The organism is Trebonia sp. (genome assembly GCF_030042015.1).
GTDB lineage: Bacteria > Actinomycetota > Actinomycetes > Streptosporangiales > Streptosporangiaceae > Trebonia.
Map to the genome: position 1 here is coordinate 1 of NZ_JASIAL010000112.1, position 22522 is coordinate 22522.

Here is a 22522-nt window from a genome sequence, read left to right on the forward strand (position 1 = left end):
GAGGTACAGCACCCCCAGCGCGGGCAGCACGCCGAGCGTGGCGCCGGCGGCGGAGTCTCCCGGGCCCTCGTCGGCTCTGGTCGGCTGCGTGCTGAACCTGACCGGCGGCGTCACCCCCAGCCTCGTGGACCTCGCCACGTACCAGGGCGAGCCCGCCTACGTGATCGCGGTGCCCAGCCGGGCCTGGGTGGTCGGGCTTGGCTGCACCGCAAGCAGGCCCGAGCTGATCACGACGGTGTCGCTGGCCGCCGCGCGCTAGCACCCCACGCCGGGAATCTCTGCGCCCTAGGATCGGTTGAGCGGGTTGCGAGTCTTGAGAGGGGACGCATGCAGTGACTGACGTACGCGACGTCATCATCATCGGTTCGGGTCCGGCCGGCTACACGGCCGCGATCTACGCGGCGAGGGCGAAGCTGAACCCCCTCGTCCTCGAGGGATCCGTGACCGCCGGCGGCGCCCTGATGCAGACGACCGACGTGGAGAACTTCCCCGGTTTCCCCGACGGCATCCTGGGGCCAGACCTCATGGACGCGCTGCGCAAGCAGGCGGAGCGGTTCGGTGCCGAGCTGCTCGCGGACGACGCGGTGGCGGTCGACCTTTCCGCCGAGCCCAAGGCCGTGCGGACCGAGACCGAGACCTACCTGGCCAAGGCCGTGATCATCGCCACCGGCTCGAAGTACAAGAAGCTGGACGTCCCCGGCGAGAAGGAGCTTGGCGGCCACGGGGTGTCCTGGTGCGCGACGTGCGACGGGTTCTTCTTCAGGGAGCAGGACATCGCGGTGATCGGCGGCGGCGACTCGGCCCTCGAAGAGGCGACGTTCCTCACCCGGTTCGCCAGGTCCGTGACCGTCGTGCACCGCCGCGACAAGCTGCGGGCCTCCAAGATCATGCAGGACCGCGCGATGGCGAACCCGAAGATCAAGTTCCTGTGGGACAGCGAGGTCGCCGAGATGGTCGGCGACCAGAAGCTGACCGGGCTGCGGGTCAAGAACGTGCGCACTGGCCTGGAGCAGATAGTGCCGGTGTCCGGCGTGTTCGTCGCGATCGGGCACTCGCCGCGCAGCGAGCTGTTCGCGGGCCAGCTCGCCACCGACCCGGACGGCTACCTGCTGGTGGAGCAGCCGTTCACCCGCACCGCCATCGACGGCGTGTTCGCCTGCGGTGACGTGGTCGACAGGACGTACCGGCAGGCGGTCACCGCGGCGGGCACCGGCTGCTCGGCGGCGATCGATGCCGAGCGGTGGCTGGCGGCGCACGAGCCCTGAGCCGCCCGTGGCTTATGAGTCCTCAGATACAACACGGAAGGTGTGATCCGAAATGGGTGCGACCAAGGTCGTGACCGACGAGACTTTCGAGGCGGAGGTGCTGCGCAGCAGCAAGCCCGTCATCGTCGACTACTGGGCCGAATGGTGCGGGCCCTGCCGCATGGTCGCGCCTGTTCTCGAGGAGATCGCCAGCGAGCACGGCGACAAGATCGACGTCGTCAAGCTGAACATCGACGAGAACCCGACGATCTCGCAGCGCTACCAGATCATGGCGATCCCGACCATGAGCGTTTTCCAGAACGGCCAGGTCGTCAAGCAGATCGTCGGCGCCAAGCCGAAGGCGGCGCTGCTTCGCGAACTCGCCGAGTTCATCTGAGCCAGCCTCCCCGGTCCGCGAGCGGCGGGCGGGCCAGCCGGCCCGCCCGCCGCTTCGTTTGTCCATGAATGGAGTGTCCAGAGTTGTACCTGCGGGACTTCTGAGACGCCAGGGAAACCGGTTCGCTGCCCGGCGTCAGGCGCCGCCCACCACGGCGGGGCTGACCACGGCGGGGCGCAGGACGCGCTCCGGCGTCATCGAGCCGAGCAGGCGCTCGAGCGCCACCTCGACGTCCTCGCGCCACGTGAGGGCGGTCCGCAGTTCCATCCGCAGCCTCGGGTGCCGGTGGTGCGGCCGGACGGTTTTGAACCCCACCGCGAGCAGATAGTCAACAGGCAGCACGCAGGCGGGCGCGGTCCATTGCTTGTCGCCGAACGCCTCGATCGCCCGGACCCCGCGCCGGGTCAGGTCCTTGGCCATCCCCTGGATAAGCATTCGCCCTAGCCCGCCCCCGGAAAATTCGCTCAGCACCCGGGCCGTCATCAGCAGCACGGCGTCCGCGCTAACCGGGCTGGTGGGGAACGCGACCGATCGCGGCACGTATGTCGGCGGAGCGAAGAGCACGTAGGCGGCCGGCGCTCCGTCGACATAAAGGATTTTCCCGCAGCTTCCCCACTCCAGCAGCGCAGCAGAGATCCAGGACTCCTTTTCCAGTGCCGGATCTGATGCCTCTGCTCTCGCTTTGCTAACCGGGTCGAGTTCCCAGAAGACGCAGGAACGGCAGCTCGGTGGCAGGTCGCCTAGATTATCGAGCGTTATGTTGACAAGACGGCGTGACATCCCGTTCCGTTCCCCAATGAGAGCTGAGCCGCGCCCGTGACGTGCCCTTATTGTGGCATGCTACCTCTCCGGCGGGCGGGAATGCGGTGGCCCCTGACGTGCCGGCACCACGCCTTACCGGATCACGAATTGACCCTTATGTGAGACAGTACGCGCCGCGGGCAGGTCACATGGCCGCGTCGGGAAATTCATGTGTCCCTGGCGACGGCGGGCGGCAGAACGCGAGCGCCCGGCGGGCTGAGTCCCGGGACTGAAATAAGCTCGCAGGCATGACCAAGAGCTTTGGCAGCGACAATCACTCCGGCACGCATCCGGCGGTCATGCGCGCGGTCATGGACGCCAACACCGATGATGCCGTCGCCTACGGGGCGGATCCGTGGACGGAACGGGCTACCGCTGAGCTGCGGCGGCTTTCTGCCGCGGAAGGCGGGGTGTACCTGGTCCTCAACGGGAGCGGCGCGAACGTGCTCGGGCTCGGACTCCTGCTCGGCAGGCACGAGGCGGTCATCTGCGCGGAGTCCGCGCACATCAACACCGACGAGTGCGGGGCGGCCGAGCGGATACTCGGGACGAAGCTGCTGACCGTTCCCGCACCGGGCGGCAAGCTGACCCCCGAGCTGATCGCCGGCCGACTGTCGGGGCGGGGAGACGAGCACTTCGCACAGCCGGGCGTGGTCGCCATCACCCAGTCGACCGAGGTCGGTACGTGCTACTCCCTCGCGGAACTGCGGAAGGTCCATGACTTCTGCGCGGACAACGGGCTGCGCGTGTTCATGGACGGCGCCCGGCTGGCTAACGCGGCGGCGCATCTGGGCTGCACGCTCGCGGAACTGGCCGAGCACGCCGACGTGCTCAGCTTCGGCGGCACGAAGAACGGCGCGATGGGAGTGGAGGCGGTCATCGTCATGCGCCCCGCGGACGCCGCCAATGCGCGCTTCCTGCGCAAGCAGCATATGCAGCTGTCCTCGAAGATGCGCTTCCTGGCCGCGCAGTTCCTCGCGTTGCTCGACGGCGACCTGTGGCTCAGGAACGCCGGCCACGCGAATGCGATGGCCGCCAGGCTGGCCGCGGGCCTCGCCGGAATGCCCGGCGTCGAGGTGGTGTACCCGGTGGAGTCCGACGCGGTCTTCGCCCGGCTCGATCCGCGTCACGTCGCGCAGTTGCGGCGCGAATGGACGTTCCACGTCTGGGACGAGGCCACGTCGGTTGTCCGCTGGATGACGGCCTTCGACACGCGGGAGAGCGACGTGGACGATTTCCTCGCGGGCATCGCGGCCGCGACCGGAGCGCGCCCGGCCTAGCGGGGCGGGCTCCAGGCTCCAGGCTCCAGGCCAGGCCCTCGTCGGTGCGTGGTTTCACGTGAAACACCCCGCGCCAAGCTTGCGCGGCGTTGCGCCGTTTCACGTGAAACACCCCGCGATAATGCCGTTAAATTAGACAGGCGGCCCCGGGCCGCGGCATCCCGCCGGGCCGGCCGCGACGGCGTCCGCGGGCAGTACCCGCACGTGACCAGGGAGATGTAGTGGCGCAGCAACGGCGAGGCCTTGGCAAGGGTCTCGGAGCACTGATCCCGGAAGCCCCCGGCCACGGCGTCTCGAGCGATGCCGGAATGACCGGCAGCGCGGGTACGCGGGCACCGCTCGGGCCGCCGGGTGCCATCGGCCCAGTCAGCCAGGATCATGGTGCGCCAGTCTTCGGCGCAGCGGCCGACGAGGACACAGGCACCGCCCTGCGACCGGTGACGGGAGCCTATTTCGAAGAGATAGCGGTCGACGCCATCGCGCCCAACCCGCGCCAGCCCCGGCGCGCGTTCGACGATGACGCTCTCGACGAACTTGCCGCGTCCATCTCCGAGGTCGGGCTGCTGCAGCCGGTCGTCGTGCGCAGCCTCGGCGCCGGGCGGTACGAGCTCGTCATGGGCGAGCGCCGCTGGCGGGCTTCCCAGCGCGCGGGGCTTGAGCACATCCCAGCCATCGTCCGCGAGACTCACGACAACGACATGCTGCGGGACGCGCTCCTGGAGAACCTGCACAGGCAGCAGCTTGACCCGCTCGAGGAGGCGGCCGCCTACCAGCAGCTGCTCGACGATTTCGGCGCCACTCACGAGCAGCTCGCGCAGAAGGTAGGCCGGTCCCGTCCGCACATCAGCAACACGCTGCGGCTGCTGAACCTGCCGCCTTCAGTCCAAAAGCGGGTCGCCGCTGGAGTGATCAGCGCGGGCCACGCGCGGGCGCTGCTCTCCCTCGACGACCCGCAGGCACAAGACCGCCTGGCACAGCGCATCGTGGCCGAAGGGCTCTCCGTCCGCGCGGTCGAGGAGATCGCCGCCGTCGGTGAGGACGGCCCCGCGAAGAACCCGCGCAAGCCGCCGGCGAGCAAGCCTGTCGCCCCTGCGCTGAGCCATCTGGCGGACCGGCTGTCCGATCTGTTCGAAACCAGGGTCAAGGTCGAACTCGGCCGCAACAAGGGCAAGATCGTGGTGGAGTTCGCCTCCATCGACGACCTAGAGCGGATCGTCAAGGCCATGTCGCCCGAGGGAAGCCCGCCCGTCCGGCAGGCTTCCGCCGACTAGGCGGTCACCGACCGGTACGCCAGTTCCCTGGCGGCCTCGGCGTAGGCGACCGCGCCGCTCGATGAAGGATCGTACGTGATGACCGTCTGCCCGTAGCTTGGCGCCTCGGACACCCGCACGCTGCGCGGGATGATCGTCTGCAGCACGACGTCGCCGAAGTGCGCCCGGACGTCTTCGGCCACCTGGGTCGCGAGCCGGGTCCGCCCGTCGTACATGGTGAGCAGGATCGTGGAGATCCGCAGCCGCCCGTTCAGGTGGCCCCGTACGAGTTCGACGGTGCGCAGCAGCTGCTCCAGCCCCTCGAGCGCGTAGTACTCGCACTGGATGGGAATCAGCACTTCCTCGGCGGCCACCAGCGCGTTGACGGTCAGCAAGCCGAGCGACGGCGGGCAGTCGATCAGCACGTAGTCCAGGCTGGACACATCCAGCTGATCGATGGCCCGCGACAGGCGCGACTCCCTGGCCACCATCGGGACGAGCTCTATCTCGGCGCCGGCGAGGTCGATCGTGGCCGGCGCGCAGAATAGCCCGGGCATCCCCGCGACCGCGGTGATGACCTCGGACAGCGGGCGCTCTTCGACCAGCGCGTTGTACACCGACTGCATGCCGACGTGGTGCTCGACATCCAGCGCCGTCGACGCGTTGCCCTGCGGGTCGAGGTCAACGACCAGCACGCGGGAACCGTGCTGCGACAGGCTCGCGGCAAGGTTTACCGCGGTCGTGGTCTTGCCCACGCCGCCCTTCTGGTTGGCCATCGTCATGATCCGGCACCGCTGCGGGCGCGGCCACAGCGCCCGTTCCGCGGATCCCCTGACGCCTATCGCAGCCTCCGCCGCCCTGCCGATCGGAGTATCGGCGGTGTTCGCAGGCACGTCGGGAACTACCACCTGCGAATCGGGCACGGCAGTTCGCGGGGGCGCCTGCTCGCCGTCGCCCCGGAGGGAATCTTCGGTTCCGCGCGAAACTGCCGCAGACAGCGCCTGCCGTACCCGGCCCGAACCCGGAAGGGGCGACTCCTTATGACCGTTCAACAGCGCACCTCTCGAGACCTGCTCTCGTTGGGAAGACATACGTGCAGACCGCACTCCGGGCCACCCCAAGCCGGTCGTGGCCGGGGACGGACGAGCCGTCCCATGGTCAGGCCATCCCACGCCGGCTGCGGTGAGCACCAGCCTGCTCCTCTCGGCCGTGCCCTGATATGACGACACGGACTACCGTGGTCGCAGATATGACCCTACCGTTACCGGCCCGCACAACCTCGGCGCTCCGCGCGCCGAGTCGCGAAAGGACGGGCTCCGCGACCGCGAGCTCCGCCGCGGCGGCCTGCCCCTTGATCGCCAGGAGCTGTCCGCTAGGCCGGAGCACCCCCGCCGCCCATCCGGCCAGCCGGTCAAGAGGCGCGACCGCCCGCGCCGTGGCCACGTCCGCCTTGATGACACCGGCCATGTCCTCGGCGCGACCGCGGACCACGGTAGCGTTCGGCAGTGCCAGCCGCGCCACGCACTCCTCGAGGAACACCGAGCGGCGAAGCAGCGGCTCGAGCAGCACGACCTTCAGTCCAGGCCGGAGCATGGCGAGCACCACCCCGGGCAGACCCGCGCCGGAACCGATGTCGACGAGTTCGCCGCGGTCCGGGATCAACTCGGCCACCACGGCGCAGTTCAGCAGGTGCCGGTCCCAGAGCCGGGGAGTCTCCCGCGGGCCGATCAGGCCCCGCGTGACGCCATCGGTCGCAAGCAGCTCCGCGTATCGCCGCGCCATGTCCAGCGCGGGGCCGAATATCTCCTCCGCCCCGGGGGGAGACGGAGGTGCGGACGCGGCCGGGGCAGGATCTTCCGCGGCCACTAGCGTGCCTCAGCCAGCCGGGAAGACCACGACGCGCCGATTCGGCTCCTCGCCCTCCGACTCGCTGCGCAGTCCCGCCGAGGCGACCGCGTCGTGGATGATCTTCCGCTCGAACGGCGACATGGCGCGGAGCTTCTTCGGCTCTCCGGTCCGCTCCACCTCCGCCGCGACCGAGCGTCCGAGCTCAGCAAGCTCGGACCTGCGCCGTGCCCGGAAGCCGCCGACGTCGAGCATGAGCCGGGCACGGATGCCCGTTCTCCTGTGCACGGCGAGCCTGGTGAGCTCCTGCAGCGCCTCGAGAACCTCGCCGTCCTCGCCGACAAGCTCGTCAAGCGTCGCGCCCACCACGGAGACGACCGCACGATCGCCTTCCACGTCCATGTCGATGTCGCCGTCCAAGTCGGCGATGTCCAGCAGCCCCTCGATGTAGTCGGCGGCGATCTCGCCTTCCTCCTCGAGGGTGTTCAGGTCCGCGTCGTCGTCGACAGTGTCGTCGTCTTCGTCTTCCTCGTCGTCTTCGTCCTCGACGTCCTCTTCGTCCTCGACGTCGTCATCGAGCTCGTCCTCGTCAATCACGTCGTTGTCGTCGACCACGCCGTCCAGCTCCTGCTCGTCTAGGCCGGCGACCGCATCCCCGCGACCTACCACCGTGCCGAAACCCTCACCGGGATCATCCCCCACAGTCGCTCACCTCTTGCCCGAACGCTTGCTGCGTGTCTGCCTGACCGGCTGCTGCCGGACGATTTTCGTCTGCGGAGCGTCCGGCACCGCCTCGGGCTCCGGCTTGCCCCTGCCGAGCCGCAGCAGGCTGCGCGTAGCGCCAGCCCCAGCCGAGCCCGAGGCCGTCGCACTCGAGGCCGCCGGCGCTGCGGCCGGTGCCGTCGACCCCGCCGCCCCCGAGGACCCCGGGGACCCTGCCGCCGCCGAGCCGTTCGCGCTGGACTTCGCGGCGACCGCTGCCTTCTGGGCGCTGGTCTTCGGCGCCCCTGGCCTCGGTGCGGCCACCTTCGCCGGGCCTGCGGCCTTGCCGTTCGCGGCGGTTCGGCTCGATGTGCCGGCCTTCCCCGCCGTGCTGCTCTTGGCGGTCACGCTGGTGCTCCTGGTGGCCGCCGCAGACGCGTCTACCGTAGCGCTGCTGACCACAGGAAGGTTGCGGAACAGGATGTGCTGCTGTCCCAGCGTCCACACGTTCGTCGTGACCCAGTAGATGACCAGGCCGAACTGCCAGTACAGACCGGTCAACGCGAAGAACGGCGCGACATACATCATGTACTTCTGCGTGTTCGCCATCGGGTTGTCCGGATCTATTGCGCCCTGCTGCATCATGCCGCGCCGTGCGCTCTGCCGCATGGTCAGGTACGTCGTGCTCGCGCTCACCGCCACGAAGCACACGATCACGATCCGCTGCGGCCAGGTCTCGCCGTGGATGGGGAACAGGAACTTGTCCGCGAGCGAGGCGCCGAAGATGTGCGCGTTGAGCGCGCTGTCCACGACCGGTTTCGTCAGGCCGTACTTCGGCATCTGCCCTGGCTGCCACTCGGCGATGGCCCGCAGCACGTAGAAGAGCGCGTAGAAGAGCGGCAGCTGGGCGAGCAGCGGCAGGCAGCCGCCAAGCGGGTTGATGCCGTTCTCCTTGTAGAACTTCATCGTCTCTTCGTTGAGGCGCTGCTTGTCGCCCTTGTACCGCTTGCGGATCTCCTGCAACTGCGGCATGTGCGCCTGCATCTTGCGCTGTGCGTTCACCTGCTTGACGAACAGCGGGATCATGAGCGCCCGCATCAGCACGACGAGGATCACGATGGACAGGCCCCACGCCCACCCGCTCGATGCGCCGAACGGCACCGACAGGATCGCGTGGATGCGCATGATCACCCATGCGACCGCATCGAACAGCGGGTCAAGAAAGCTCACCTGACAACTCCTTGGGGCCTAGCCGGCACGGGATCGTATCCGCCCGGGTGGAAAGGATGGCAACGGGCGAGCCGGCGCACCGCCAGCCACAGGCCCCGTGCCGCGCCGTGCTGGCGCAACGCCTCCAGTGCGTATTCGCTGCACGAGGGAGCGAACCTGCACCTGGGGCCGAGCAGCGGGCTGAGGAATCGCCGGTAGCCGATCACGGGAACCATGACCACCCGTGCCGGCAGTGTCGGCACGGGTGCGCCTGCCGGCCTCGTCCCCGGCATCTCCGACGCGCTCATTCCTCGCGCAGCGCCCCAACCTGCCGCCGCAGCAATCGTCCGATAACCAGGTCCAGATCGGCGGCCAGATCCGCCTGGCGTGCGCCCGCGGCTGCCGGAAGGGCACGCAGCACGAGCAGGCAACCCCCCGGGAGCGAGGCGACCCGCCTGCGCATCAGTTCCCGGAGCCGTCGCTTCACCCGGTTACGAACCACCGCCGAGCCAACCGCGCGGCTGACAATAAAGCCTACCTTTGCCGGGTCACCGGAGAGTACCGCTCCCTGAGAGCCGATGCCCGCGGGCAGCAGCAAGTGCCCGGCGACCGTGGACCCGCCTGCCCGGCGGCCCGTCCGAAGCACGCGCCGGAAGTCCTCGGACCGTCTCATCCGCGACTGCTGCGGCAGCACGACACCTCCTGCGCAGCCCTTGCCGGGCGTCCGGGACGCGGCGGCGTCAAACGCTCAGCTGCGCGCGGCCCTTGCGACGGCGTGCGGCGAGGACGGCCCGGCCGGCCCGGGTGCGCATCCGCAGCCGGAAGCCATGGACCTTCGCCCGCCGACGGTTGTTCGGCTGGAACGTACGCTTGCTCACTGGAGCTCCAGGTGCAGTTCTGGTCTGTTTAGTACGACATAAGGGCAGACATCGCCATACGCCACACAGCCGAGCTTCGTTCCCGTGGCCGCCGCGGACGCAGGGTAGCCTGTCAACGGTAAAGGCCCTACCCGCCCAGGTCAAACCGAGCGGCACCGGCGGGTGACGACCTGCCCATTCTCGGGCCTACCATCTGGAACACCGCGGTTTCCCGCACGCATCCCGCTCCGGCGACTTAGGCTGTGGAAAATCAATGTCCGCCGAACCCGTGCGCGGGGCCCGGCGGGCACCCATGGGAGGGGAAACCACGGCTCAGCGGGTCCTGGGTGCGCGTGTAGCACGCCCGTGGGCACGTGGCGCGGATAGTGCGTCACGGGCCCGGTATGGACCGCCCTGTGGACAACGAGCATGATCACTGGTCATGCTCTGCAGAACAGCGAGGCGAGGCGAGGGGAGCGCATCGGTGGCTGACGCAGATCTCGCAGATGTGTGGGCACGATCACTGGACGGGCTCGCTGAGTTGCACGTGCAGCCGAGCCAGCTCGCCTGGCTCAAGCTCACCAGGCCGCTTGGGCTCGTCGAGAATACCGCGCTGATCGCGACGCCGAACGCGTTCGTCAAGGAGCAGCTCGAGACCCGGCTGCGCCTGCTTGTCACCCAGGCGCTCTCGCGCGAGCTCGGCCGTCCGATACAGCTCGCGGTCACGGTGGACCCAAGTTCCGCGCCACAGCCACAGCCAGAGCCGCCGGCGCCTGGCACGCAGCTGACGGCCGGGCCGGCACAGCCGTCCGGCCCGCACCTGCTGCACACCGCTCCGGCGGCGCATGACGGGGGCGCTCCCGCGCCACAGCCGGCCCCGCCTCCGGCGGCCGAGCCCAGTCCCCCGCAGTACTCTGCGCAGCAGCACCAGCAGCCTCAGCTTTCCCGGCAGGAGCCGGCCAAGCCGAACGAGGCGCCGCGGCCGGATCAGGGCAGCCATGCACAGCGGCCCGCGTCGGCCCGGCTCAACTCGAAGTACACGTTCGAGACGTTCGTCATCGGCTCGAGCAACCGCTTCGCGCACGCGGCCGCCGTCGCGGTCGCCGAGGCCCCGGCCAAGGCCTACAACCCGCTGTTCGTCTACGGCGACTCAGGGCTTGGCAAGACCCACCTGCTGCACGCGATCGGGCACTACGCGCAGACGCTGTACCCAGGGCTCAGGGTCAGGTACGTGAGCTCGGAGGAGTTCACCAACGACTTCATCAACATGATCAGGGAAGGCAAGCAGGACGGGTTCCGCCGCCGGTACCGCGACGTAGACGTGCTGCTCGTGGACGACATCCAGTTCCTGGAGAACAAGGAAGGAACCCAGGAGGAGTTCTTCCACACCTTCAACACCCTGCACAACGCCAGCAAGCAGATCGTGATCTCCAGCGACCGTTCCCCCAAGCGCCTGGTCACGCTCGAGGACCGGCTGCGCAGCCGGTTCGAGTGGGGGCTGCTGACCGACGTCCAGCCGCCTGAGCTCGAGACCCGCATCGCGATCCTGCGCAAGAAGGCGGTCCAGGAGGGGCTGCACGCCCCGGCCGATGTCCTTGAGTACATCGCCAGCAGGATCTCCACGAACATCAGGGAGCTTGAGGGGGCGCTGATCAGGGTCACCGCGTTCGCGAGCCTTAACCGGCAGGGCGTCGACCTGCAGCTGGCCGAGATCGTGCTCAAGGACCTCATCCCCGAGGCCCAGGGCCCGCAGATCAACGCGGCCACGATCATGGGGCAGACCGCCGCGTACTTCGGCCTGTCGATCGAGGACCTGTGCGGCACGAGCCGGTCCCGGGTCCTGGTGACGGCCAGGCACATCGCGATGTACCTGTGCCGGGAGCTGACCGATCTGTCACTGCCCAAGATCGGCCAGCAGTTCGGCGGGCGCGACCATACCACGGTGATCAACGCGGACCGCAAGATCCGCTCGCTGATGGCCGAGCGCCGCTCCATCTACACCCAGGTGACCGAGCTCACCAACCGCATCAAGCAGCAGGCGCGGACCTCGTGAACACCGATAGCCAGCGCCGTGCACACAGCATGTGGATAAGACTGTGGACGGGCGCGGGAGAACCGGGGACAAACGGTGACTAACACGGGAACAGCCGCGGCGCATGCACAGGACCGGGCCGGCAGTCCCCGGCCCCGGCGCCGCGACTGTGCACAAGATCGCCGCGGCCACCTGCGCAAACGGCTGTTTTCCCGGAATCCACGGCCCCTATGACTACGACGCTTTTCTAGCTAAACAAAAGCCGGGACAGCGTAGGCTCGGGGCAGCCCTGAGGATAAGCCGGCGCCACGGACATACCCCGCGCAGGAGACAGCACACACAATCACCGCCGAGACCGGCAGGAGGCAACCCGTGAAGCTCGAGGTTGAGCGTGACCCACTCGCTGAGGCCGTCGCATGGACCGCCCGCGCGCTCCCGGCGCGCCCGACGGCCCCCGTGCTGGCCGGCATGCGGCTGCAGGCGGGCAGCGAACTGATCCTGTCCACCTTCGACTACGAGGTCTCCGCCCAGGCCACGATCCCGGTGGCCGCCGATGAGCCAGGCACCGTGCTCGTATCTGGCCGGCTGCTCGCGGAGATCGTCCGCAGCCTGCCCGCCAAACCGGTGGACCTGTCCACCGACGGCACGCGCACCACCCTGCGCTGCGGGAGCGCCACCTTCACGCTCATGCTGCTGCCCGTCGAGGAATACCCGACGCTGCCGGACATGCCGCAGACCACCGGCAAGGTCGGCGCCGACGCGTTCGCCTCGGCGATCGGCCAGGTCGCGATCGCGGCCGGGCGTGACGACACGCTGCCCGCGCTGACCGGCATCAGGATGGAGATCAACGGCGACATGCTCACGCTGATCGCCACCGACCGGTACCGGCTCGCGGTCAGGGAACTGCGCTGGAATCCGGTCGGCACGGGCCTCGACACCGCCGTGCTCATCCCCGCCCGGGTGCTCAGCGACACTGCGCGTGCGCTGACCAACGGCGCGGAGGTCTCGGTCGCGCTGGCCACGGCCGACAGCGGCGCCGCTGACGGCATCATCGGCTTCGAGGGCGCCGGGCGCCGCACCACCACCCGGCTGCTGTCCGGCGAGTACCCGCGCATACAGCAGCTCCTGCCCAGCGAGTTCTCCGCTGTCGCCGAGCTGCCCACGGCGCCGTTCGCGGACGCGGTCAAGCGGGTCGCGCTCGTGGCCGAGCGGAACAGCCCGATCCGCCTCACGTTCACCGCCAGCGAGGTGCTCCTCGAGGCGGGCACCGGCGACGAGGCGCAGGCCAGCGAGGCGATGGGCACGTCCTACGACGGAGAGGACATGCAGATCGCCTTCAATCCGCAGTACCTGCTCGACGGCGTCGGCGCGATCGACTCCGACATAGCGAGGATCTCGTTCACCACGCCGACGCGGCCCGCCGTGATCACCGGTAAGGGCGAGCCGCAGCCCGACTACCGCTACGTGCTGATGCCGATCCGTTCTGCTGGCTAGGAGCGGGCCAGCGGACGGCGGAGCCAGTACGCTCGAAGACGTGCATCTCACCCGGCTGGCCCTGGAGGACTTCCGCTCGTACCCCAGCGTGGACGTGGCGCTGCAGCCGGGCGTGACGATCTTCAGCGGCCCGAACGGCGAGGGCAAGACCAACCTGGTGGAGGCCGTCGACTACATCGCGACGCTGGCCAGCCATCGCGTGGCGCATGACGCCCCGCTGGTCAGGACCGGTGCGGAGCGGGCGATCATCCGCGCGAACATCCGCGGCGGGGCCCGCGACGCGCTCGTGGAGATAGAGCTGAACCCGGGCCGCGCGAACCGGGTCCGGCTCAACCGCGTGCCGCTTGCCAGGCCGCGCGAGGTGCTCGGGGTGCTGCGCGCGGTGCTGTTCGCGCCCGAGGACCTGGCCCTGGTCAAGGGAGATCCTGGCGACCGGCGGCGGTTTCTCGACGACCTGCTCGTGGCGATGGCCCCGCGGTACGCCGGGGTCCGCGCCGACTACGACCGGGTGCTGCGGCAGCGCACCGCGCTGCTCAAGTCCGCGGGCCCGAAGGCCGGCCGGAGCGGGAAGACAGTCACCCGTGAGACTGTGATGAATACGCTGGACGTGTGGGACGCGCACCTGGCACGGGCCGGTGCGGAGCTGCTCGTCGCCAGGGAGCACCTCGTAGCCGCGCTCCGTCCGCACGTGGAGCGCGCGTACACCGCGGTAGCAGCCGAGCGCGGGCCTGCCACGATCGAGTACCGGCGCTCGTTCGGTGGAGAAAGCCGGGATCGTTCGGGAGAGGATGAGGACACCGGCCACGCACGGCGGGTGAGCGCGGCGGCCGGGGAGCTGCGCGCGGCCCTTGCCGAGGTGCGGGAAAGCGAGCTTGACCGGGGCGTGTGCCTGGCCGGACCGCACCGCGACGAACTGGACCTGGCCGTGCGCGGGCTGCCCGCGCGCGGCTACGCCAGCCACGGCGAGTCCTGGTCGCTGGCGCTGGCGCTGCGGCTGGCCAGCTTCGACCTGCTGCGGGGCGGGCCCGGGCGGGAGGACCCTGTGCTGCTGCTCGACGACGTGTTCACCGAGCTTGACGCGGGCCGCAGGGACCGGCTGGCCGCCCTGGTGCGGGGGGCGGAGCAGGTGCTTGTCACCGCGGCGGTTCCCGCCGACGTGCCGCCGCTGCTCGGCGGCGCTCGGTTCAGCGTGTCGGGCGGTGCGCTCGCCCCGTACGGCGATGCGTCCTGACCCGGACCGGGTCCGGCTGGCCGCCGAGGCGCTGGCGCTGGCGCGGGCGGACGCGTGGGCAAGGGGTGAGCGGCCCCAGGGGCCAGCGGGGTTCGGGGGGACGGGTGGTTCCCCCGAGCGGGGGGTCCCCGGGGGGTCGTCCCCCAGGGGAGATGCCGAACGGCCCAGGCGGGAGGATCCGCAGCCGCTCGGCACCGCCCTGGGCGGGCTGCTGTCCGCACGGGGGTGGCGGCAGCGGGCTGCGGTGGGCGGGGTGTTCGGCGGCTGGGCGGAGATCGTCGGCCCGCAGCTTGCGGCGCATACCAGGCCAGAGTCCTTTGCCGACGGGGAGCTGGTGGTCAGCGCCGACTCTGCCGCGTGGGCGACCCAGGTGCGGCTGCTGGCACCGCAGCTGCTTCGGCGGCTCGCCGAGGAGCTTGGCGCGGGAACAGTCCGCCGGGTCCGGGTCAGGGGGATCGACGGGAGGCGGACAACCCAGGGGCTAACGGGCCCCGAGAGTCCGTAACCACAGCTAAAATGGAAGGTGGTCATGCGGGCAGGACTGCCGGTGGTCGCGGCCCTAGGCGGCCGTATGACCGCAGCGCGGTTCGGGCTTGGCTGATCGCAACGCCGATTGCCCGGTCGCCGGGGGCCGGGGCGCTGCCTGATGCAGGATGGAGTTTCATTGTCGTACGATGCGCGGTCGATCACGGTACTTGAGGGCCTTGAGGCCGTCCGCAAACGTCCGGGCATGTACGTCGGCTCGACGGGTGAACGGGGACTCCACCATCTGGTCTACGAGGTTGTCGACAACTCGGTCGACGAGGCCCTGGCCGGCTATGCCGACGATATCGAGGTAACCCTGCTGGCCGACGGGGGCATCCGGGTGCGGGACAACGGGCGCGGCATCCCGGTGGACGAGCACCCGGTGGAGAAGCGGCCGGCGCTCGAGGTGGTGCTGACCACGCTCCACTCGGGCGGCAAGTTCGACGGCAAGTCCTACGCCGTCTCCGGCGGCCTGCACGGCGTCGGGGTGTCGGTGGTGAACGCGCTGTCGAGCAGGCTCGACATGGAGGTCCGCAGGGACGGGTACGTGTGGTCGCAGTCCTACGCAGGCGGTGACCCGGTCACGCCGCTCGCCCGTGGCGAGGCCACGCCCGAGACGGGAACGATAACGACGTTCTGGCCGGACCAGTCGGTCTTCGAGACCACCGAGTGGTCGTTCGAGACGCTGTCCCGGCGGCTGCAGGAGATGGCGTTCCTCAACCGCGGGCTGCGGATCACGCTGACCGACGAGCGGTCGCGGGCGGTCGCCGACGATGACGACGCCGACGCCGCGCCCGGCGCGGCCGTCGGCAAGGCGCGCACGGCGGTCTACCAGTACGCGGGGGGCATCGCGGACTTCGTGCGCTACCTGAACGCGTCCAAGGAGCCGGTGCACGGCTCGGTCATCGAGTTCGCTGACGAGATCGAGGGAATGTCGGTCGAGATCGCGATGCAGTGGACCTCCTCGTACACCGAGTCCGTGCACACGTTCGCGAACACGATCAACACGGCCGAGGGCGGCACCCACGAGGAAGGGTTCCGCGCGGCGCTGACGTTCGTCGTGAACAAGTACGCCCGCGATCAGAAGCTGCTGAAGGACAAGGAAGCCAACCTCACCGGCGAGGACATCCGCGAGGGCCTCACCGCCATCGTCTCGATCAAGCTGGCCGAGCCGCAGTTCGAGGGACAGACCAAGACCAAGCTCGGCAACACCGAGGCCAAGTCGTTCGTGCAGCGGGTGGCCAACGACCGCCTGCGCGACTGGTTCGACCGCAACCCGGGCGAGGCCAAGGAGATCATCAACAAGGCGAGCCAGGCCGCCCGGGCCCGGATCGCCGCGCGGCAGGCGCGGGACCTCACCAGGCGCAAGTCCGCGATGGAGTCCAACGGGCTGCCAGGCAAGCTCGCGGACTGCCAGTCCACCGACCCGGCGCGGTCCGAGATATACGTGGTCGAGGGAGATTCGGCCGGTGGTTCGGCGAAGGGCGGCAGGAACCCGCAGTTCCAGGCGATCCTGCCCATCCGCGGCAAGATCATCAACGTCGAGAAGTCGCGGATCGACCGGGTCCTGAAGAACACCGAGGTGCAGTCGCTGATCACCGCGCTCGGCGCCGGCATCCACGACGAGTTCGACATCACCAAGCTCCGCTACCACAAGATCATCCTGATGGCGGACGCCGACGTGGACGGCCAGCACATCCGGACGCTGCTGCTGACGCTGCTGTTCCGGTTCATGAAGCCGCTGATCGAGGTCGGCCACGTCTACCTGGCGCAGCCGCCGCTTTACAAGATCAAGTGGTCCGAGCGCGGGGTCGATCCTGACTACGCGTTCTCCGACACCGAACGGGACCGTGTGATCGAGGCGGGCATCGCTCTCGGGCGGAAGGACCCGCGGCCGCGCGACGGCGTGCAGCGGTTCAAGGGCCTTGGCGAGATGAACGCCGACGAACTGTGGGAAACCACGATGAACCCGGCGCGGCGCGTGCTGCTGCAGGTGACGCTGGACGACGCGGCGCAGGCGGACGAGCTGTTCAGCGTGCTGATGGGCGAGGACGTCGAGTCCCGCCGGTCGTTCATCACCCGCAACGCCAAGGACGTGCGGTTCCTGGACATCTGACGAAGCGGTGCCGGCCAGCCGGCACCGCGTTCGGCGCGCCGATTACCGAGGGATAGCAAAGTGACGGAAGTGACTGACCTGCCAGCCGATGGCGGCGGGCACGACAGGACAGAACCGGTCGACATCCAGGTCGAGATGCAGCGCAGCTACCTCGACTATGCGATGTCGGTCATCGTGGGGCGGGCGCTGCCTGACGTGCGCGACGGCCTCAAGCCGGTGCACACCCGCATCCTGTACGCGATGTTCGACGGCGGGTACCGTCCCGACCGGGGGTTCTTCAAGTGCTCCCGGGTGGTCGGCGACGTCATGGGCCAGTACCACCCGCACGGGGACAGCGCGATCTACGACGCGCTGGTGCGGATGGCCCAGCCCTGGTCGATGCGGATGCCGCTGGTCGACCCGACGGGCAACTTCGGCTCCCCCGGCAACGACCCGCCTGCCGCCATGCGGTACACCGAGTGCCGCCTCGCCCCGCTGGCGATGGAGATGCTGCGGGACATCAACGAGGACACCGTCGACTTCCGGCCGAACTACGACGGCCGTTCCGCCGAGCCCGTCGTCCTTCCGTCGCGCTTCCCCAACCTGCTGGTCAACGGCTCCGAGGGCATCGCCGTCGGGATGGCCACCAAGATCCCGCCGCACAACCTGCGGGAAGTGGCGGCAGGCATCCAGTGGTACCTGGAGAACTACGAGCGCTTCGAGGTGCCGGCTCCCGACGCCCCGGCTGGCGGCCTAGCCGAGGAGGAAGCCGAGGAGCTGCGGCGCGCCGTGGCGACTGAGCTGCTCGACGGGCTGATGGAGCGGATACCTGGCCCGGACTTTCCCACCCGGGGCCTGATCGTCGGCCGCCGTGGCATCCGGGAGGCGTACCGCACCGGGCGCGGCTCGATCACGATGCGCGCGGTCGTCGACGTCGAGGAGATCCACGGCCGGACCTGCCTGGTCGTCAAGGAGCTGCCGTTCCAGGTCAACCCGGACAACCTGGCCGCCAAGATCGCCGAGCTCGCGCGGGACGGCCGGCTGACCGGCATCGCGGACCAGCACGACGAGAGCAGCACCCGGACCGGCCAGCGGCTGGTGATCGTGCTCAAGCGGGACGCGATCGCCAAGGTCGTGCTGAACAACCTGTACAAGCACACGCAGCTGCAGGACACGTTCGGCGTGATCATGCTCGCGCTTGTCGACGGGGTGCCGCGCACCCTCCGGCTGGACCAGATGATCCGGTACTGGGTGGCGCACCAGATCGAGGTGATCGTCCGCCGCACCCGGTTCCGGCTGCGCAAGGCCCAGGAACGGCTGCACATCGTGGCCGCGCTGCTGGCGGCGATCGACGCGATCGACGAGGTGATCGCGCTGATCCGGGGTTCCGAGTCCGCGGCGGTCGCGCAGACCGGGCTGATGGCGCTGCTTTCTATCGACGAGATCCAGGCCCGCGCGATCCTCGACATGCAGCTGCGGAAGCTGGCCGCGCTTGAGCGCCAGGAGCTGACCGACGAGCGCGACGACCTGGAGATCAAGATCGCGGACTTCGAGTCGATCCTCGCCTCGCCGCCGCGGCAGCGGTCGATCGTGGGCTCCGAGCTCGCCGAGATCGTCGCCAAGTTCGGCGATGACCGGCGCACCGAGATCATCGCCTACGACGGCGAGGTGGCCGACGAGGACCTGATCGCCGAGTCCGACATCGTGGTCACGATCACGCACGGCGGGTACGCCAAGCGGACGAACACCGACCACTACCGGGCGCAGCGCCGCGGCGGCAAGGGCGTGCGCGGTGCGGCGTTGCGGTCGGACGACATCGTGGACCATTTCTTCGTCACCTCGACCCACCACTGGATCCTGTTCTTCACGAACAAGGGCCGGGTCTACCGGGCCAAGGGATACGAGCTGCCCGACGCCGGCCGGGACGCGCGCGGCCAGCACGTGGCGAACCTGCTCGCGTTCCAGCCGGACGAGCGGATCGCCGAGGTGCTGGCGCTGCGCGACTACCAGGTGGCGCCCTACCTGGTGCTCGCCACCCGGTCCGGCCTGGTGAAGAAGTCCCGGCTAGGTGAGTACGACTCACCGCGGGCCGGCGGCCTCATCGCGATCAACCTGCGCGAGGACGACGAGGTGATCGGCGCTTCGCTCGTCTCCCCGGATGAGGACCTGCTGCTGGTCAGCAAGGGCGCGCAGGCCATCAGGTTCCCGGCGGACGACGACCAGCTGCGCCCGATGGGCAGGGCGACCTCCGGCGTGATCGGGATGCGGTTCAACGGGGGCGACCAGCTGCTCGGCATGTACGTCGTGCGCGACGGCGAAGACGTCCTCGTCGCCACCGAGGGCGGGTACGCCAAGCGCACGCCCGCCGGGCAGTACCCGGTCAGGAACAGGGGCGGGTACGGCGTGATCACGGCGCGGATCGTCGAGGACCGGGGCGGCCTGGTCGGGGCGCTGCTGGTCGGCCCGGAGGACGAGGTGTTCGCCATCACGTCGGCGGGCGGTGTCATCAGGACCCGCGCCAGCGAGGTGAAGCAGTCAGGGCGGCAGACGATGGGGGTGCGGCTGATGAACCTCGCCCCCGGGGACACCGTGGTCGCGCTGGCGCGCAACGCCGAATCGAACGACGCCGCGGACGTCGGCGAGGCTCCGGATCCCGGCGATGGCGGGGAAGCCGGTGATAGCGGAGAATCCGGTGATAGCGGAGATGAAGGCAACGCGTAGGGGGACATTGGCGTCTGAGATGTAGCGGGCATTGGGCTTACCCGGAGGGGCGGGCCCGCCCTGCAGTCGGTGGTTCCAGGTCTGGCGACAGGCAAACCGCGCTCAGTCGGATAGTCTCGGCTGACATACAAAGGGACACGATTGGGAACCGAGGAGGACGGCGTGGACGAGGTGGGTCGAGCTACGGAACCGTCCCTTGCAGTTGCGCCGCCAGGCCGGGATGCCGACCCGGGCAGGGAGACCGCTGAATCGATCCCCGACAATGGGGTCATGTCTTCATCACCGATGCGACCGGCATCGTCACGGTCAGCATCATCGGGCGCTGGCTCGTCCCGCTCTGCCCCGTCCCGCCCGGGCTCGCCACGCCCGGCAACCCCGGCGGGCGCGACCGCGGATTCCGCCAGCCTGGGGAGCGCCAACGGTGTTGCTGAGAGCGCCGCCGCCGCGGCTGACGCCGCTTCGGCCAGCGCCGCTGCCGCGGCGGACCCCGCCGTTGTGCCCTTCCCCGCGGACACGATCGGCAGGCCGAAAGGCAGCGACCGGCCCGGCGACGCGGCGGTGTCAGCCGACGCCAAGCCGGACGGCGCACGGCCGGGGGGCGGCTACAGGCAGGCGGCAAGCAACTGGTTCGCCCGGCCTGCGAAGGGCGACTCGCCCGGCACGGACCAGGCGGTGCACGCCGCCGACGGCGCCGACGGGTCCGTGTTCCTGTCCGGTGATCGCAGGCCGTCGCCGTCCTTCACGCCCGCGCCTGCCCAGCCTCCGGCCGCGCGGTCTGCCGGGCCCTCTGCCGCGCGGTCTGCCGGGCCGTCGGTGCGGGCTTCGAGCATGCCGTCGGCCCAGCCTGCTGTGCCGCCGCCCGCTGTGCAGCCCGCTGTGCCGCCTGTGCAGCCTGCTGTGGCGCCGCCGACCAGGGCCGCCAGCATGCCGTCGGCCAGGTCTACCGGGCCGCCAGGGCAGGCGCAGGTCCCCTCCGCCGCGCCGTCCTACTCCGGAGCTGCCTCGTCCGCCCGGCCGCTGTACAACCCAGCGGGCTTCCCGGGGCCGGCGGCGGTTTCAGGGGCGGCCTACCCGGCACCCGGTCCGCCCGGTCCGCGGTTCGCCGACCCCGCCCCTGGCGGGGCTCCTGGCGGGATGCCCGGCGCCGTTCCTGGCGGGATGCCGGGGGCGGTGGGGTCGGCGTCCGCCGCCATCGGTGCCGCGGCGCCCGGTGCGTCCGGGTTTTCGGCCGGCGGGGTGTCCGCGGCCGGCGGGGCCGCCGTCGGGCTGGCCGGCTATACGAGCTCGGTTGCCGGCGCCTGGCAGAACCGCACGGCAAGCGGGAGGGGGAAACCGGATACCCCTGTCCGGCGTTCCCCCCGGCGGCAGGCCCACCTGACCCTGGCGCGGGTGGAGCCCTGGTCGGTCATGAAGTTCAGCTTCGTCGCATCGGTTGTGGCGTTCATCATCTTGTTCGTGGCGGTCGCCCTGCTGTACATGGTGCTTGACGCCCTCGGCGTCTTCACGTCGCTGCAGCACACGGTGTCGAGCATCACCTCCAGCCAGAGTTCTGCGGGCACGAACATCTCGACCTGGTTCTCGGCGTCAAGGATCCTGGGTTACACCGGCATGCTCGGGGCGTTTAACATCGTCCTGATCACCGCGATGTCCACGATCGGCGCCGTGATCTACAACCTGATCGCGCGCACGATCGGCGGCATCGAGGTCACCCTCAGGGAGACCGACTAGCGATGCGAGCAGTGAACGGGATGCGGTAAAGTAACGCAGTCGCCGTCGCGGGAGCCTGGAGCCCTCGCTCCGCGCTGCAATCCCTGGGGGTATAGCTCAGTCGGTTAGAGCGCGTCCCTGATAAGGACGAGGCCCGTGGTTCAAGTCCACGTACCCCCACCAGACTCGCGGCTGTAGTGACTAGAGCCAAGATCTCGCCGGCCGGGCGGTAGGCTATCGACCGGGCACCAAGGCTCACGGTGCCCGCATGGTTCGCATTCGAGGTTGGAGGGTCTGGGGCAGTGAAGAAGCTGTTCATCCTTGTAGCCCTGCTGGTGCTCGGCGGCTTCGCCATCTGGCGGAAGGTCCAGGCGCAGCGTGCCGACCTCGACCTGTGGAGCGAAGCAACCGCACCCGACGACTACTGAAGTCATGATGGGCGACACTCCCGCTGTGTCAGTGGCACTTGTATAGTCCGTGACCAGGTAAAACGAGGTCAGCAGCGAGTGCTGTGCGGCGAGTTATCCTTTAGTCTTGTTCCGGGGACGGAGCAGGGCATGACTGCCGAACCACAGCCTGCGCCGGAGGCCCCGGCGTGCCGCTACTGCGGCCGGACGGACACCGTGCTGGAGAACCGGCCGTGCTGCGGCCGGCCCGGGCACGCCGGCAATAACCCGATGGCATGCGCGGACGCCGCCGCGTGCCTGGCGTTCCTGCTGACCCCCGCCGGCGGGGACCATGAGGACCTCGACCTGGACCCGGTCCACGACACTCACGCGGACGGCTGGGACGCCGGCTACGCCGCCGGCCGCGCTGATGCCCTCAGGGACATGCGGGAGCAATGCGCCGATGTCTTCAGGGACATGCGGGAGCAAGGGGTCATCTCGTGAGGGGTCGCTGCAACAGCTACTCGACGCCCTGGAGGCCGCAATGAACTTGCAGTCATGGCTCGTGATCACCGGGTTCGCGCTGCTCGCGCTGCTGATCCTCGTGCTCACGGTGCTATACGCACCATGGTGGGTCACCTTGACATTCCTGATCTGCATCGTCGCCGCGCTGGCCATGGTCGGTGGTTCTGGCCGGTTATCTCCCTGTTCCAGACGCCCTGACCCGGAAGACGGCACACCCCCGG

Annotated in this window: 23 protein-coding genes and 1 tRNA gene; 16 read left to right on the plus strand and 8 right to left on the minus strand. The window is 69.5% G+C overall.

What is annotated here, in order from left to right:
* The 3 genes from Q1N79_RS05600 to trxA all read left to right on the plus strand — a co-directional run.
* Positions 1 to 259 (plus strand): hypothetical protein (locus Q1N79_RS05600; protein WP_300605279.1); only part of this gene is annotated, 259 nt, incomplete at its 5' end.
* 73 nt (positions 260 to 332) lie between these two features.
* Positions 333 to 1265: a thioredoxin-disulfide reductase gene (trxB, locus tag Q1N79_RS05605; RefSeq protein WP_300605281.1), complete on the plus strand. Its 933-nt coding sequence runs from the start codon at positions 333 to 335 to the stop codon at positions 1263 to 1265.
* A gap of 52 nt (positions 1266 to 1317) precedes the next feature.
* On the plus strand, positions 1318 to 1641 hold the full coding sequence (trxA, locus tag Q1N79_RS05610; RefSeq protein WP_300605283.1) for a thioredoxin: 324 nt from the start codon (positions 1318 to 1320) through the stop codon (positions 1639 to 1641).
* Between the two features lie 135 nt (positions 1642 to 1776).
* Here the strand turns inward: trxA and Q1N79_RS05615 are convergent, their stop codons facing one another.
* Positions 1777 to 2421: a GNAT family N-acetyltransferase gene (locus tag Q1N79_RS05615; RefSeq protein ID WP_300605285.1), complete on the minus strand. Its 645-nt coding sequence runs from the start codon at positions 2419 to 2421 to the stop codon at positions 1777 to 1779.
* Between the two features lie 269 nt (positions 2422 to 2690).
* Here Q1N79_RS05615 and Q1N79_RS05620 point away from each other — a divergent pair, with 269 nt between their 5' ends.
* On the plus strand, positions 2691 to 3722 hold the full coding sequence (locus Q1N79_RS05620; protein ID WP_300605287.1) for a low specificity L-threonine aldolase: 1032 nt from the start codon (positions 2691 to 2693) through the stop codon (positions 3720 to 3722).
* Between the two features lie 221 nt (positions 3723 to 3943).
* The gene (locus Q1N79_RS05625) at positions 3944 to 4993 is read left to right on the plus strand and encodes a ParB/RepB/Spo0J family partition protein (RefSeq protein ID WP_300605290.1); all 1050 of its coding nucleotides are present in this window, start codon (positions 3944 to 3946) and stop codon (positions 4991 to 4993) included.
* Here Q1N79_RS05625 and Q1N79_RS05630 read toward each other — a convergent pair.
* The 7 genes from Q1N79_RS05630 to rpmH all read right to left on the minus strand — a co-directional run bounded on the left by Q1N79_RS05630 (position 4990) and on the right by rpmH (position 9606).
* Positions 4990 to 5880: a ParA family protein gene (locus tag Q1N79_RS05630; RefSeq protein WP_300605292.1), complete on the minus strand. Its 891-nt coding sequence runs from the start codon at positions 5878 to 5880 to the stop codon at positions 4990 to 4992. The genes Q1N79_RS05625 and Q1N79_RS05630 overlap by 4 nt on opposite strands.
* A gap of 250 nt (positions 5881 to 6130) precedes the next feature.
* Positions 6131 to 6754 carry a 16S rRNA (guanine(527)-N(7))-methyltransferase RsmG gene (gene rsmG / locus Q1N79_RS05635; RefSeq protein ID WP_300605318.1) on the minus strand — a complete coding sequence of 208 codons (624 nt, stop codon included), beginning with the start codon at positions 6752 to 6754 and terminating at the stop codon, positions 6131 to 6133.
* A 93-nt stretch (positions 6755 to 6847) separates the two neighbouring features.
* Positions 6848 to 7306, minus strand: coding sequence for a R3H domain-containing nucleic acid-binding protein (locus Q1N79_RS05640; protein ID WP_300605320.1), 459 nt, complete (start codon positions 7304 to 7306; stop codon positions 6848 to 6850).
* Positions 7307 to 7525: 219 nt separating this feature from the next.
* Entirely contained in the window at positions 7526 to 8749 is a 1224-nt protein-coding gene (gene yidC, locus Q1N79_RS05645; RefSeq protein WP_300605294.1) for a membrane protein insertase YidC, read from the minus strand.
* Positions 8746 to 9021, minus strand: a complete 276-nt coding sequence (yidD, locus tag Q1N79_RS05650; RefSeq protein WP_300605322.1) for a membrane protein insertion efficiency factor YidD — start codon at positions 9019 to 9021, stop codon at positions 8746 to 8748. Before yidD ends, yidC begins: the two co-directional genes overlap by 4 nt.
* Positions 9022 to 9032: 11 nt before the next feature.
* Positions 9033 to 9422 (minus strand): ribonuclease P protein component, encoded by a 390-nt coding sequence (gene rnpA, locus Q1N79_RS05655; protein ID WP_300605296.1) that lies wholly within the window; start codon positions 9420 to 9422, stop codon positions 9033 to 9035.
* Positions 9423 to 9468: 46 nt separating this feature from the next.
* Positions 9469 to 9606, minus strand: a complete 138-nt coding sequence (gene rpmH, locus Q1N79_RS05660; RefSeq protein ID WP_300605298.1) for a 50S ribosomal protein L34 — start codon at positions 9604 to 9606, stop codon at positions 9469 to 9471.
* Positions 9607 to 10027: 421 nt separating this feature from the next.
* Between rpmH and dnaA the strand changes: the two genes are divergently transcribed.
* The 11 genes from dnaA to Q1N79_RS05715 form a co-directional block, all read left to right on the plus strand.
* Positions 10028 to 11638: a chromosomal replication initiator protein DnaA gene (dnaA, locus tag Q1N79_RS05665; RefSeq protein WP_300605300.1), complete on the plus strand. Its 1611-nt coding sequence runs from the start codon at positions 10028 to 10030 to the stop codon at positions 11636 to 11638.
* Positions 11639 to 11989: 351 nt separating this feature from the next.
* Positions 11990 to 13111 carry a DNA polymerase III subunit beta gene (gene dnaN / locus Q1N79_RS05670; RefSeq protein WP_300605302.1) on the plus strand — a complete coding sequence of 374 codons (1122 nt, stop codon included), beginning with the start codon at positions 11990 to 11992 and terminating at the stop codon, positions 13109 to 13111.
* A gap of 40 nt (positions 13112 to 13151) precedes the next feature.
* Positions 13152 to 14342, plus strand: coding sequence for a DNA replication/repair protein RecF (recF, locus tag Q1N79_RS05675; RefSeq protein ID WP_300605304.1), 1191 nt, complete (start codon positions 13152 to 13154; stop codon positions 14340 to 14342).
* Entirely contained in the window at positions 14332 to 14847 is a 516-nt protein-coding gene (locus Q1N79_RS05680; protein ID WP_300605306.1) for a DUF721 domain-containing protein, read from the plus strand. The genes recF and Q1N79_RS05680 overlap by 11 nt, the downstream gene beginning before the upstream one ends.
* Positions 14848 to 14988: 141 nt before the next feature.
* Positions 14989 to 16983, plus strand: a complete 1995-nt coding sequence (gyrB, locus tag Q1N79_RS05685; protein ID WP_300605309.1) for a DNA topoisomerase (ATP-hydrolyzing) subunit B — start codon at positions 14989 to 14991, stop codon at positions 16981 to 16983.
* A 69-nt stretch (positions 16984 to 17052) separates the two neighbouring features.
* Positions 17053 to 19683, plus strand: a complete 2631-nt coding sequence (gyrA, locus tag Q1N79_RS05690) for a DNA gyrase subunit A (RefSeq protein ID WP_300605324.1) — start codon at positions 17053 to 17055, stop codon at positions 19681 to 19683.
* 495 nt (positions 19684 to 20178) lie between these two features.
* On the plus strand, positions 20179 to 21411 hold the full coding sequence (locus tag Q1N79_RS05695; RefSeq protein ID WP_300605311.1) for a DUF3566 domain-containing protein: 1233 nt from the start codon (positions 20179 to 20181) through the stop codon (positions 21409 to 21411).
* Between the two features lie 85 nt (positions 21412 to 21496).
* Positions 21497 to 21573, plus strand: a tRNA-Ile gene (locus tag Q1N79_RS05700).
* Positions 21574 to 21692: 119 nt separating this feature from the next.
* On the plus strand, positions 21693 to 21818 hold the full coding sequence (locus Q1N79_RS05705; protein ID WP_300605313.1) for a DLW-39 family protein: 126 nt from the start codon (positions 21693 to 21695) through the stop codon (positions 21816 to 21818).
* A 129-nt stretch (positions 21819 to 21947) separates the two neighbouring features.
* Positions 21948 to 22280 carry a hypothetical protein gene (locus Q1N79_RS05710; RefSeq protein WP_300605315.1) on the plus strand — a complete coding sequence of 111 codons (333 nt, stop codon included), beginning with the start codon at positions 21948 to 21950 and terminating at the stop codon, positions 22278 to 22280.
* Positions 22281 to 22320: 40 nt separating this feature from the next.
* On the plus strand, positions 22321 to 22522 hold a 202-nt coding region (locus Q1N79_RS05715; protein ID WP_300605316.1), incomplete at its 3' end, for a hypothetical protein.